The organism is Cryobacterium sp. SO2 (genome assembly GCF_026151165.2).
Classification (GTDB): domain Bacteria; phylum Actinomycetota; class Actinomycetes; order Actinomycetales; family Microbacteriaceae; genus Cryobacterium.
This window is the reverse complement of record NZ_CP117849.1, coordinates 1,515,198-1,527,058: the sequence shown is the minus strand read 5'-3', so window position 1 is coordinate 1,527,058 and position 11,861 is coordinate 1,515,198. Positions and strand designations below refer to the sequence as shown.

Genomic DNA, 11,861 nt, shown 5'->3' with positions numbered 1-11,861 from the left:
GCCTAAGCCAGAGTGGGCTGCAAGAGTCCCTCGAGGCGCTGGTAGCTCGTCTCCATGCCGCCGGTCATGCCGGTCGCCAGCACGGCGTCACGCTGCTCGGCGTTTGCGTAGGTGATCACGAGTGCGAGCAGGGTGCCGCCCTCCACTTCGGTGAGGGTGAGCTCGTTGAGCGTGGCCGGGAAGTCCATCCCGATCATCGCCTCGGTTGTGACCGCCCGGTACGGCTCCTCCGACTCGAGTAGTTCGCCGGTGAAGCCGAATCGCTCTTCGCCGCCATCCCGCTGCCACTCATAGCGATAGCTGTCACCGACGTTGGCGGCGATCTCGCAGACGGGCATCGACCAGCCGTCCGGCCCGAGCAGCCAGCGCTTCATCAGGGCGGCATCGTTGTGGGCCCGCCACACCTGCTCGACGGTGCCGCGGATGACGCGGGCCACCCGCACCTGGGTATCGCTGAGGATCTGGGCCTCCGCCGCGCGCTCGGTGGCGAAGGAGGCCAGATCCGCCAGCACCTGGTCGATCTGAGCCATGGCCTGGCGAGTGCCCTCGAGCATTCCCATCTCGATGAGCTGCTGCATCTGCTCGAGGGAGTCGAAGTGCGAGGTCGTCCGCAGGTGGCTGCCACTCGTGGTCTCCTCGAAAGCGAAGTCCATGCGGGTAGCCGGAAGGTCGGGATTCGGCACGCCCGCCGCGTCCGCGAACCTGTCGATCACTTCGAAGGAGTGCGGAGCGTCCGCTTTCGTCCAATCCCAGCAGCCGTAGTGCACATCATTCTCCGGGCCGGTCATCGCGTACACGCTCCGGCCGCCGGTGACAGCGTCGTGCCGGAGGAACTTCGCCGGGTAGGTGGGCGGACCCCAGAACCGTTCAATCTGGCGCGGGTCGGTGTAGGCATCCCAGAGCCGCCGCAGGGGCACCGTGAAGTCGGCGTCGATCGTAATGGTGAGCTGGTCGAGGTCTTTCTCGACGGAGGTGACAGGCATGGTGTTCCTTTCGGTTAGATGTCGGGTGAAGCAGGTGTGTCGTCTTCGGCCAGCAGAATGTCCAGCCGGTCGATGCGCGAACGCCAGAGTTCTTCGAAGCTGTCGAGCAGGCGCTGTGCCTCGCGGATACGGTCGGGGTTTCCCCGCACCATCCGCTCACGACCACGTGGCTCCTTAGTCACGAGCCTCGCCTCCTCCAAAACTGAAACGTGTTTCTGCACGGCCGCGAACGACATCGCGTAGGAGTCCGCCAACTGCGACACCGTGACCCCGGTAACCAGCGTGCGGCGCACGATATCGCGCCTGGTCGCGTCCGCGAGGGCACGGAAGAGGCGGTTGACGTCCTGATCTGAAAGCTCTAATACAACCATTTGATTGTATGTTATCGAACGGAAACGACTCGCGCAAGCACTGGGTATGCAATCACGACCCGTGCCCTCAGCCGGCCCGCACCGCCCGCAGCTCGGGGTAGAGCAGTCGCAGGTCGCGCTCAACCCGGGCCTGCAGCGTGAAACCCACCGCGGGGCACCCCGCACAGGCGCCACGCAGCCGCACGGTGGCCACGTCATCCCTGGCCAGAATCAGCTCGACCGTGCCGCCGTGCGAGCGGATGAAGTCGCCGGCCGCGCCGGCGAGCACGGCCTCGGCGGCCTCGTGCAGCCTGTCGTCGGCCGAGCGAGGTGGCGCACAGGATGCCAGCGTCCACGCCCCGGGCTGCTCGAGGGCCGAGTGCAGGGCGGCGCGCACGGCTGCGCCCTGGGCCGGCCAGGACGCATCCGGCTCGAGCCTGATGAGCACGCCGGTGCGGTCGACCCGCATCCGGCGCACGACGCCTGTGCGAAGCAGGGTGCCGAGGGCGCCCGGGGCGGCGCGCACCTCCCCCACGGCCAGGATCCCGGCGGGAAGCACCCACCGCAGAGTGTCCGGCTGGCCGACGACGGCCTCCGGATGGGTGGGGATCACGGTGCGGCGCCGGCAGCCACCGCCAGCAGGACCGCGCCATGAGCCAGCCACGCACCCACCCAGGCCAACGCGAACATGTACCCGAACGCGATCAACGGCCACTTCCAGGTGCCGGTCTCGCGCCGCATCACCCCGACTGTCGACATGCACTGCAACGCGTAGACGAAGAAGACCAACAGCGCTGCCACCGTCGGAGCACTGAACACGGTCTCCCCCTCGTGTCCACCGTCGGTGTAGGTCATCGCCGCCAAGGCGTGCGCCGGATTGTCCGGGTCGGCGGCCGAGGCGATCTGGCCCAGCGTTGCCACGAAGGTCTCCCGCGCCGAGAGCGACGCGAGCACCCCCACGTTCACCCGCCAGTCGAAGCCGAGCGGATCGAAGACCGGCTCGACGGCTCGGCCGATGAAGGCCGCGGCACTGGTGTCGAGCACGTACGCGGAGACGGCGCCATCGTCGGCGGGGTCGATGCCCGCCGCGCGCAGCTCCGCGTCGGAGTGCAGCGGCAGGTTGAGCAGCAGCCACAGCAGAATCGTCGTGACCAGGATGATGGTGCCGCATTTCCGCAGGAACGCGGCGGCCGATCCCCACATCGACAGGGCGATCGACCGCAAGGTGGGAATCCGGTACGGCGGCATCTCCATGTAGAACGGCATCAGCAGGCCATCGCGGTCCTGCACGGCCTTCACCACCCATGCGGCCACCATGGCCGACACCGCTCCCAGCACATACAGCGCGAACATGACCAGACCCTGCACCTGCAGCGGGCCGAACCGTTCGTGCGGGCTGACCAGCAGCCCGATGAGCAGGATATAGACCGGCAGCCGGGCCGAGCAGGTCATCAGCGGCGCGGCCATCATCGTCGCGATCCGGTCCTTGGCCGAGGGCAGGGTGCGGGTCGCCATGATGCCGGGCACCGCACAGGCGAACGAGGAGAGCAACGCCACGAAGGCCCGGCCTTCCAGCCCGGCGGCTCCCATCACCTTGTCCATCAGGAACGCGGCCCGCGACATGTAGCCGATGCCCTCGAGCAGGGACACCAGCAGGAACATCAGCAGGATCTGCGGCAGGAAGATCACGACTCCGCCGACACCACCGAGCACGGCGTCGCCGAGGAGGCCGGCCAGCCAGGGCAACGGAACAAATCGGGTCACGACATCGGCCAGGCCGGAGAACAGCAGTTCCACCAGGTCTTGCAGGGGCGCGGCGAACGCGAAGATCACCTGGAAGAAGGCGACCATCACCGCGGCGAAGACCAGCGAGCCCCAGAGCGGATGCAGCAGCACGGCGTCGATCCGGGCCGTTCGCCGGTCGGGGCCGGCCGGTCGGTGCCCGGCTGAGTGCAGCACCGATTCCACCCAGGCGCTCTGCTCCGCACCGTCGAACGGGGCGTCCAGAACCGGCCGCGGCCACGTCGACCAGGAGGGCAGGGCATCGCGGAGGTCCGAGATCCCCAAGCCCCGATGGGCCACCACCCGGATAACGGGCACGCCCAGTGCACGTTCGAGGGCCACCAGGTCCAGCGAGCCGCCGCGGCCGGCGAGTTCGTCGGTGAGGGTGAGCGCGATCACGGTGGGCAGGTGCAGGGCGAGCACCTGGGCTACCAGGTGGAGCGATCGGCGGAGGGTGGTGGCATCGATCACCAGCACGAGCGCATCCGCCCGGCCGATGCCGGGCAGGTCACCGCTGAGCGCATCCACGACCACCTGCTCGTCGGGGCTGATCGGGGTGAGCCCGTAGGTGCCGGGCAGGTCTTCCACGGCGAAGCGCTGGGAATCGACGGTGAGAGCACCGGTGGACCGGCCGACGGTGACCCCCGGGTAGTTGCCGGTCTTCGCGTTCAGTCCGGTGAGCCGGTTGAAGATGCTGGTCTTGCCGGCGTTGGGACTGCCGACCAGCAAGACCCGCGCGTCGGCGGAGAGTACGGGCGTCGTGGCGCCGCCATGACAGGAGTCCGTCATCGGGCGGCGGACCCAGTCGCATCGGCGGCGGCGACCGCCACGGTGACGAGTGCGGCCTGGGCCGCGCGCAGGCACAGGTCGAAATCGCAGACCCGGTACACCACCGGGTCGCCGAGCGGGGCACGGCGAAGCGCGCTGATGGTGGCGCCGGGCAGAATGCCGAGAGCGCCAAGTCGTTCCACGAGTCGCCGACCGTACTCGCTCTGGTCACCGCTGACCGTCAGGATACGGCCGGCCTGGCCGACGCTGAGCCTGTCCAGAGTGATCGCGCCGGTGGGGTGCGAATCACCGGAGCTTGCTGGGGCGCGATTCGCTCTCGTCATGTGCAATCCCTCGAGTTGGGTGGTGGGCTGTCGCCCGTTGGCGACCCTCCAACAGCGTAGAGACAATTAGGTAAGCCTTACCTACATTCGAGCGCACACATGTGCAATGCCGCCGGTCGCGACGATGCTAGACCGTGATCGGTTCGCGTACCCGGGTGACGGCGGCTACCAGGGCGACGACTGCGAAAACACCGACCACGATGAAGCCGACGTAGGTGGTGTCGAGGGGCAGGGCGAGGTTCGACGAGGTGGCCTGGCTGAGGATCTCGGAGAATCCCGCCATCGAGACCAGCACGGCGGCGGCGACCGACAGCGAGGTGACCACGACGTTGTAGCGAAAGGTGCGCCCGGTGTGCTGGGCGGCCCATCCGTACAAGCGCGCCATGAACGCGCCGTCGAGGGTGTCGAACAGGCACATGCCGGCGGTGAAGAGAAGCGGGAGGGCCAGGGCGAGGGCCCAGGAAACCTGGAAGGAGGCGGCGCCGGTCGTGATGAACAGTCCGATGGTGGCGGCGGTGTCGAAGCCGAGGCCGAACAGCAGCCCCAGTGGATACATCCGCCCCGGTCGGTCGACGAGGTTGGCGATAGGGCGGAACAGCCGGAACAGCGGCCCTGTCGGCCCCCCGCCGGCCGTGCCGACATCGGCGCCGGCGGCTGCCCGGCGGCGGCGCACCAGCCGCACCAGCGAGTGCAGGTTCACCATGCCGAACGCCAGCACGAACAGCACCGAGATACTGACACCCCAGAGTCCGGCGGCCTGACGAATGGGAGAGGAGTCGTCTTCGATCGCCGTGACCAGGAAATGCACCCCCGCTGCCAGCAAGCCGACCGTGCCGACGACCACGGTGGAGTGGCCGAGCGCAAACCAGAAACCGACCGCGCTCGTCCGCGCTCCGCGGCCGCTGAGCGTGCGGGTCGCATTGTCGATCGCGGCAATATGGTCGGCATCAAACGCGTGGCGCGCCCCGAGCAGGTAGGCCGTGACCGCCAGGCCCAGAACCAGCAGCACGTCCTTGCCCAGCAGGATGGCCACGACCGGCAGACCCCATCCGAACAGGTGCAGGACGGCGATGGTCAGGGTGATGCCGAGCGTCGAGGCGGCGGGGGTTGGGCGCGCTGATCTGATCATCGGGGCTCCAAAACTGGGGTGCGGGAGGTCGACCTGTGAACCGAGAGGGCGTGCGCGCACCAGTCCTCCCAGACCGGCGACAGCACGGAGCGGTGCGCCTCATGCTGCAGCGAGCGGGCGATGCTGGCCGGTCCCTCAAGCTCCAACACCTCGGTGGACCCTCGGGCCGCTGTCGGCCCGCCCGAGACCGCGGCGGCATCCGCCGGGGCTCGAGCGCCCAGCAGAAGCAGCGAATCGAGCACCCGATGTCGGCCGAGAACCCCGGGAACCGGTTCCGCTCCGCGCACCCTCAATCGTTCAACGAAGAGCGGGTCGGTCGCGGCCGACCCGCCGACCGGCGTTGTGTGCACGGTTGTGCTGAGGTCGATGGTGCCGCCACGTTCGCCGGTGCGGCCGAGAACGATGGTTTCGCGCAGGCAGGCCACCGCGCCGGCGCCGCTCAGGGTGATCGTCGTGCGGCGGTCCACGTTGGCACCGTCGGCGACCACAAACGGCAGGCCGTGCCAGATCAGCAGGGCATTCGCCTCCACGGTCACCTCCACCACCCACTCAGAGCCGCGGCCGTCGGCGTCATAGGCGACGGTTCCGCCGATGTCCTCCAGCTCCAGGGTGCAGCCGGCACCGACGGTGATCGACACGTGCACCGAGTCCCCGCCCAGCAGTAGGGCGCCGCCGGCCACGATGGCTACCCGCGCGAACGCGGGGCCCACCTCGATGACGCGCGGCACCAGCGCGCCCGCCCGGGTTTCCAGGCGAGCACGACCGGGCGCTTTGCCTAGGTGGATGTGTGTCATCGGGGTCCAATGTGGGTGCGGGCCAATGTGGGTGCTGTGCCGGTCGGCGTGCGATGCCAACCGGGCGGTGGATGCCTGCGGCCTAGTGGTGCACGTGCGCCGGCTGGCCGTCGTGCACGTGCTCGGTCTCGTCGTGGCTGTGCAGCACTCCGGGGCCACCCTCCTCGTCGGCGTGGAAATGCGGTGCCATCGGGCCGGGGTCCTGCGGGGTGTGGGTTCCAGCACGGTGTTGCACCAGCAAGCCGCGCACCCATGCGGCGAGAGTCTCGACGCTGGCCGCGTCGGAGCGTGACAGGGCGAGCACCTGGCGACCGTCCCGGGCGGTCTCGGCGTCGGCGACCATCGTGGGAACGTCCACCCCGACGTAGGGGGCGAGGTCGGTTTTGTTCACGACGAGCAGGTCGGCGCGGGCGATGCCGGGGCCGCCCTTGCGGGCCACGTCTCCCCCGCCGGCCACGTCGAGCACGAAGATCTGTGCATCCACCAGGGCCGGCGAGAAGGTGGCGGTGAGGTTGTCGCCGCCGGACTCGATCAGCACCACGTCGAGCGGGTTGAAGTCGCGCTCCAGGTCCTCCACGGCGAGCAGGTTCACGGTGATGTCGTCGCGGATGGCCGTGTGCGGGCAGGCGCCGGTCTCCACCGCGCGGATACGTTCGGGCTCGAGCACACCGGCGGAGCGCAGGAAGCGGGCATCCTCGTCGGTGTAGATGTCGTTGGTGATCACGCCGAGGCGCAGCTCTGCGGCGAGGGCGCGGCAGACGGTGGCGATGAGGGAGCTTTTCCCCGTTCCCACCGGTCCGGCCACGCCGATGCGCAGGGACCGCGCGGGCGCACTGAAAGAGGAAGTGGTGTTCTCAGGCACGGAATAACCTTTGTGTCGTGCGGGAGTGGGCCTCAGCCCACCCTTCGCTTTCGGGAGCTCCCCACGCCGGGATGGCGTCGGCAGAAGTCAGGGCGGCGAGGTCGGGCACGAACTCCTCCGCTGCGGCACACGCGGCGAGCACCCAGGCCGGCGGGATGGCCGGATCCAGCGGCTCGAGTTTGAGCAGGGCCGCGGCGATGGTTTGCGCGTCGTCGTAGACCACCAGTCGCACCAGGCTCTCGGCATTGAGCCCGGCGGCCGCGGCGATGACGCCGAGCAGCACGGGGCGGGATAGGTCGGGGCTGGACAGCGTGCTCATCAGGCCAGCCGCGATCACGGCCGGATGCTGTGCCCACAGCCGGCCGCCGAGTCGCTGGTAGCCGCGGGCCAGCGACCGCGACACGTCCCGAACGGCGCGGCTGGGAGTGCGGGCCGCCCAGGCACGGTCGACCCTGGCCAGGGCGAGCACCAGTTGCTGCGTGGACTTCCCGCCCCGATCCTGCGGCGCCGCTGCCTGCAGGGCCAGGTGGCGCGCCACAACGGCGGTGCCGGCCTCCACCAGGGTCACCGTGCGGGCACGGCCCAGCATGTAGGCGGGAACCTGGGCGGCCGACATCCCCCCGGCCAGAGCGGGCTCGAGCCCCGCGGAGTGCACGTGGCCGCCCACCGGCAGGCGCGCATCCGCGAGCATCATCGAGATCGTCGCGGACGACAGTGGCGGTGGAAGTCTTGTCGTGGTGATGGTCATCGGCGTCGGCTAGAACATCGTGTAGAGCTGCGCGAGCGGCAGGCGGTCGACCGGGGCGGGCACCACGTGATCACCGTCGATCGAGATGGCGAAGGTATCCGGGCGGATGTCGATGCGCGGCAGCACGTCGTTGTTCTTCATGTCGGCCTTGCCGATATCGCGGGTGGGGGCCACGGCGGCCAGGCGTCGGCGCAGGCCCAGTCGGTCGACGAGGCCGTCGTCCAGCGCGGCCGGCGACACGAACGACACCGAGAGGTCGGCACCGATCGAATGAGTGAAGGACGGCCGCATCAGAACGGGCTGCGGGGTGGGAATCGACGCGTTCGGGTCGCCGAGCGCGCCCCAGACCAGGCCGCCGCCCTTGATGATCACGGAGGGGCGGATGCCGAAGAATTTCGGTTCCCAGAGCACGAGGTCGGCGAGTTTGCCGGCCTCGACCGAGCCGACCTCGGAGTCGATGCCGTGCGCGACCGCGGGGTTGATGGTGTACTTCGCCACGTAGCGGCGGGCGCGCTCGTTGTCGGCGGGCAGCGCGGTGGAGAGTGCACCGCGGCGGGCCTTCATCACGTGCGCGACCTGCCAGGTGCGGGTGATCACCTCGCCGATACGCCCCATCGCCTGGGAATCCGAGGAGACGACCGACAGTGCGCCCATGTCGTGCAGGATGTCTTCGGCGGCGATGGTCGTGGCCCGAATGCGGGACTCCGCGAACGCGAGGTCCTCCGGCACCGACGGGTTCAGGTGGTGGCAGACCATGAGCATGTCCAGGTGCTCGGCGACGGTGTTCACGGTGTGCGGCAGGGTCGGGTTGGTCGAGCCGGGGATGATGTGCGGCAGCGACGCGATGCTCAGGATGTCGGGGGCGTGCCCGCCGCCGGCGCCTTCCACGTGGAAGGCGTGGATGGAGCGGCCGTTGATGGCCCCGATGGTCGACTCGACAAAACCGGACTCGTTCAGGGAGTCCGAGTGCAGGGCCACCTGCAGGCCGAACTCCTCCGCCGCCTTGAGCGACGCGTCGATCGCGGCCGGGGTGGATCCCCAGTCTTCGTGCACCTTGTAGCCGGCCGCCCCGGCGAGCGCCTGCTCACGGAAGGCATCCGCAGAGACGGTGTTGCCCTTGCCCAACAGCAGGAAGTTGACCGGCAGTGCGTCCAGTGAGCGGTGCATGGTCTCGAGGTGCCAGGCGCCCGGCGTGACCGTGGTGGCCTTCGACCCCTCGGACGGCCCGGTGCCACCGCCGACGATGGTGGTGATGCCGGTGGCGAGGGCCTCGTGGATCTGCGACGGCGAGAGCAGGTGCACGTGCGAGTCGATGGCGCCGGCGGTGAGGATCTTGCCCTCCCCCGAGATCACATCGGTGGACGGCCCGATCGCCAGCTGCGGGTGCACCCCGTTGGCGATGTCGGAGTTGCCGGCCCGCCCGAGCGCGACGATGCGCCCGCCGCGAATGCCGACATCGGCGCGCACGATGCCCCACCAGTCGAGCACGATCGCGTTGGTGATCACCGTGTCCAGCGCCCCGTCGGCGCGGCTGGTCATCCCCTGCGCCATCGACTCGCGAATCGACTTGCCGCCACCGAAGATCGCCTCCTCACCACCCACGGTGAGATCCTTCTCGATCTCGATCCACAGGTCGGTATCGCCCAGGCGCACCTGGTCGCCCGCCGTGGGCCCGTAGATGGCGGCATAGCGTTCGCGGCTGATCTCAACCATCGAGAGCTTCCTTTCCCTGGTTGCGCAGTTGGAGTCCGGGCACCCGGCGGTCGCCGAGGAAGGCGACGGCGTCGAGCTCGCGCGAAGCACCCGGCTCGAAGCGCTGGGAGGTGCCGGAGGGAATGTCGAGGCGGAAGCCGTGCGCGGCCTCCCGGTCGAACTGCAAGGCGGCGTTGGCATCCGGCAGGTGCAGGTGCGAGCCGATCTGAATCGGCCGGTCCCCCGTGTTCAGGAACACCAGGGTGAGCCGCTGCTCAGGGGTGCGGTCGCCGTTGAGAACGATGGTGCCGGGGCGCACACGGATGGCGCCGGGGCCGGACGAGTGATGGCCTGCCATGGTCGCTGCTCCTAGATGATCGGGTCGTGAATGGTGACGAGTTTGCGCCCGTCGGGGAAGGTGGCCTCCACCTGCACGTCGGCGAGCATCTCGGCGACGCCCTCCATCACCTGCTCCCGGCCGAGAACACTCCGGCCCTCCACCATCAGGTCGGCGACGGCGCGACCATCACGGGCTCGCTCGATCACCCAGGTGCTGAGCAGCGCGACGGTTTCGGGGTAATTGAGCTTGACGCCGCGCTCCAGCCGGTCGCGGGCCACCATGCCGGCCACGGCCAGCAGGAGCTTTTCATTGTCCGCAGGCGTGAGATGCACGCTGCCCCCTCTCGATACGCTGCCGGTTCGCTGACATCGACGACGACGCACAGGCCGCCGAACCGATGTCAGGAGTCTGTCATATTCCAGTCAAACGCACAGCACGACCAAACCACTCGTCATCGTCGACCGCACCCTCTTCCCGACAGAACCGCATGTTTCCGGGGATCTGACTCGGCGAGCGCCGCGACAGTTTACAAACACGACACGTTTCGGAAATGGCAGTGCAATGCCACGCCCCCATCGTGAACTCAGACACAGCATTCGTCAGTGTTCTGCTACTTCGCAGAACTGGGTCGGATCACCGATTGATCTCGCCCTTGCACCCGCGCCACTTCACATCCATCGAATGGAGTTCTAGATGCTCATCACCAGCAGGGGGCGCGTCAAGACGCTCCTCGCCACGGGCGCGCTTGCCGCGACCACGGCGCTCATCCTCTCCGGTTGCGGTGCCCGTGCAGGGGACACGGTGGAGTCCGCGGCTCCCGCCGCCGCCAGCTGCATCGACACCTCGGGCGACACCATCAAGCTCGGCTTCCTCAACTCGCTCACCGGGGGCATGGCGATCTCCGAGAAGACGGTCTCCAACGTGCTGCACATGGCTGCGGACGAGATCAACGCCGACGGCGGCATCCTGGGCAAGCAGATCGAGTACGTGCAGGAAGACGGTGCCACCGACTGGCCGACCTTCGCGGAGAAGACCGAGAAGCTGCTCACTCAGGACTGCGTCGCCGCGATCTTCGGCGGCTGGACCTCCTCGTCGCGCAAGGCCGTCAAGCCTGTCGTCGAGGAGAACAACGGCCTGTTCTTCTACCCCGTGCAGTACGAGGGCCTCGAGGCGTCGCCGAACATCTACTACACCGGCGCCACCACGAACCAGCAGATCCTGCCCGCCATGGACTTCCTCGCCTCTCAGGGCGTGAAGACGCTCTTCCTGGCCGGGTCGGACTACGTGTTCCCGCGCACCGCCAACGCCATCATCAAGCTCTACGCGGCCGAGCTGGGCATCGAGATCGTCGGCGAGGAGTACGTTCCGCTCGACAAGGATGACTGGACCACCCAGGTGGCGAAGATCGCCGAAGCGAAGCCGGACTTCATCTTCAACACCATCAACGGCTCCTCCAACGTCGGCTTCATCAAGGCGTACTACGACGCCGGGCTCACCCCCGACACGACCCCGATCATCTCGGTGTCGATCGCTGAAGAAGAGGCGCCGTCCATGGGCCACGAGGTCACGGGCAACTACGCATCGTGGAACTACTTCCAGTCGCTGGACACCCCGAACAACGCCAAGTTCATTGAGGACTGGAAGGCCTACCCCGGCAGCAGCGGCGTGACCAGCGACCCGATGGAGGCCGCGTACATCTCGCTGTACCTGTACAAGGCACTGGTCGAGAAGGCCGGCTCGTTCGAGGTCGACGACGTCAACGCCGCCGCTGCCGAAGGCGGCGTCACGTTCGACGCACCGGAAGGCACCGTCACGCTGGACGGCGAGAACCACCACATCTCCAAGCCCGGTCACATCGGCAAGATCAACGCCGAGAACCAGTTCGACATCGTCTGGTCCTCCGACGACGTGATCGAGCCCGACCCGTACCTCGAGGGCTACGACTGGTTCCCGGCCGACGTGCGCGACGCGCTCGTGAAGTCCGCGGGCTAGTCCCTCCCACTGTGCGCGGGGTTCCGTGCCGGCAACGGCACGGGACCCCGCGCACACCCCGCTTCTTTCGACGCTCG

Annotated in this window: 13 protein-coding genes; 1 reads left to right on the top strand and 12 read right to left on the bottom strand. The window is 68.5% G+C overall.

Annotated elements, in window-relative coordinates:
- Nucleotides 1-2 precede the first annotated feature (2 nt).
- The 12 genes from BJQ94_RS06965 to BJQ94_RS06910 all read right to left on the bottom strand — a co-directional run bounded on the left by BJQ94_RS06965 (nucleotide 3) and on the right by BJQ94_RS06910 (nucleotide 10,124).
- Nucleotides 3-983, bottom strand: a complete 981-nt coding sequence (locus BJQ94_RS06965) for an SRPBCC family protein (RefSeq protein ID WP_265399882.1) — start codon at nucleotides 981-983, stop codon at nucleotides 3-5.
- Nucleotides 984-997: 14 nt separating this feature from the next.
- A complete protein-coding gene (locus tag BJQ94_RS06960; RefSeq protein WP_265399881.1) occupies nucleotides 998-1,354 on the bottom strand; it encodes a metalloregulator ArsR/SmtB family transcription factor in 357 nt (118 codons plus the stop codon).
- 67 nt (nucleotides 1,355-1,421) lie between these two features.
- Nucleotides 1,422-1,946 carry a NifU family protein gene (locus BJQ94_RS06955; protein ID WP_265399880.1) on the bottom strand — a complete coding sequence of 175 codons (525 nt, stop codon included), beginning with the start codon at nucleotides 1,944-1,946 and terminating at the stop codon, nucleotides 1,422-1,424.
- Entirely contained in the window at nucleotides 1,943-3,904 is a 1,962-nt protein-coding gene (locus BJQ94_RS06950; RefSeq protein ID WP_265399879.1) for a ferrous iron transporter B, read from the bottom strand. Before BJQ94_RS06950 ends, BJQ94_RS06955 begins: the two co-directional genes overlap by 4 nt.
- Nucleotides 3,901-4,227 (bottom strand): FeoA family protein, encoded by a 327-nt coding sequence (locus BJQ94_RS06945; protein WP_265399878.1) that lies wholly within the window; start codon nucleotides 4,225-4,227, stop codon nucleotides 3,901-3,903. The genes BJQ94_RS06950 and BJQ94_RS06945 overlap by 4 nt, the downstream gene beginning before the upstream one ends.
- Before the next feature lie 127 nt (nucleotides 4,228-4,354).
- Nucleotides 4,355-5,356: a HoxN/HupN/NixA family nickel/cobalt transporter gene (locus BJQ94_RS06940; RefSeq protein ID WP_265399877.1), complete on the bottom strand. Its 1,002-nt coding sequence runs from the start codon at nucleotides 5,354-5,356 to the stop codon at nucleotides 4,355-4,357.
- Entirely contained in the window at nucleotides 5,353-6,150 is a 798-nt protein-coding gene (locus BJQ94_RS06935; RefSeq protein ID WP_265399876.1) for an urease accessory protein UreD, read from the bottom strand. The genes BJQ94_RS06940 and BJQ94_RS06935 overlap by 4 nt, the downstream gene beginning before the upstream one ends.
- 82 nt (nucleotides 6,151-6,232) lie before the next feature.
- Nucleotides 6,233-7,012: an urease accessory protein UreG gene (gene ureG, locus BJQ94_RS06930; protein ID WP_265399875.1), complete on the bottom strand. Its 780-nt coding sequence runs from the start codon at nucleotides 7,010-7,012 to the stop codon at nucleotides 6,233-6,235.
- Complete coding sequence (locus BJQ94_RS06925; protein ID WP_265399874.1) at nucleotides 7,005-7,760, bottom strand: urease accessory UreF family protein; 756 nt, start codon at nucleotides 7,758-7,760, stop codon at nucleotides 7,005-7,007. Before BJQ94_RS06925 ends, ureG begins: the two co-directional genes overlap by 8 nt.
- 9 nt (nucleotides 7,761-7,769) lie before the next feature.
- The gene (locus BJQ94_RS06920; RefSeq protein ID WP_265399873.1) at nucleotides 7,770-9,473 is read right to left on the bottom strand and encodes an urease subunit alpha; all 1,704 of its coding nucleotides are present in this window, start codon (nucleotides 9,471-9,473) and stop codon (nucleotides 7,770-7,772) included.
- Nucleotides 9,466-9,810 carry an urease subunit beta gene (gene ureB / locus BJQ94_RS06915; protein ID WP_265399872.1) on the bottom strand — a complete coding sequence of 115 codons (345 nt, stop codon included), beginning with the start codon at nucleotides 9,808-9,810 and terminating at the stop codon, nucleotides 9,466-9,468. Before ureB ends, BJQ94_RS06920 begins: the two co-directional genes overlap by 8 nt.
- An 11-nt stretch (nucleotides 9,811-9,821) precedes the next feature.
- Nucleotides 9,822-10,124: an urease subunit gamma gene (locus tag BJQ94_RS06910; protein ID WP_265399871.1), complete on the bottom strand. Its 303-nt coding sequence runs from the start codon at nucleotides 10,122-10,124 to the stop codon at nucleotides 9,822-9,824.
- Between the two features lie 361 nt (nucleotides 10,125-10,485).
- On the opposite strand from BJQ94_RS06910, the gene urtA reads away from it, so the two are divergent.
- Nucleotides 10,486-11,784, top strand: coding sequence for an urea ABC transporter substrate-binding protein (gene urtA / locus BJQ94_RS06905; RefSeq protein ID WP_265399870.1), 1,299 nt, complete (start codon nucleotides 10,486-10,488; stop codon nucleotides 11,782-11,784).
- The last annotated feature ends 77 nt before the right edge of the window (nucleotides 11,785-11,861 follow it).

Excerpts from the sequence above, each read along its gene's own strand:
- BJQ94_RS06965 (WP_265399882.1), bottom strand. The coding sequence starts at position 983 with ATGCCTGTCACCTCCGTCGAGAAAGACCTCGACCAGCTCACCATTACG.
- BJQ94_RS06960 (WP_265399881.1), bottom strand. The coding sequence starts at position 1,354 with ATGGTTGTATTAGAGCTTTCAGATCAGGACGTCAACCGCCTCTTCCGT.
- BJQ94_RS06950 (WP_265399879.1), bottom strand. The coding sequence starts at position 3,904 with ATGACGGACTCCTGTCATGGCGGCGCCACGACGCCCGTACTCTCCGCC.
- BJQ94_RS06945 (WP_265399878.1), bottom strand. The coding sequence starts at position 4,227 with ATGACGAGAGCGAATCGCGCCCCAGCAAGCTCCGGTGATTCGCACCCC.
- BJQ94_RS06940 (WP_265399877.1), bottom strand. The coding sequence starts at position 5,356 with ATGATCAGATCAGCGCGCCCAACCCCCGCCGCCTCGACGCTCGGCATC.
- BJQ94_RS06935 (WP_265399876.1), bottom strand. The coding sequence starts at position 6,150 with ATGACACACATCCACCTAGGCAAAGCGCCCGGTCGTGCTCGCCTGGAA.
- BJQ94_RS06925 (WP_265399874.1), bottom strand. The coding sequence starts at position 7,760 with ATGACCATCACCACGACAAGACTTCCACCGCCACTGTCGTCCGCGACG.
- BJQ94_RS06920 (WP_265399873.1), bottom strand. The coding sequence starts at position 9,473 with ATGGTTGAGATCAGCCGCGAACGCTATGCCGCCATCTACGGGCCCACG.
- ureB (WP_265399872.1), bottom strand. The coding sequence starts at position 9,810 with ATGGCAGGCCATCACTCGTCCGGCCCCGGCGCCATCCGTGTGCGCCCC.
- urtA (WP_265399870.1), top strand. The coding sequence starts at position 10,486 with ATGCTCATCACCAGCAGGGGGCGCGTCAAGACGCTCCTCGCCACGGGC.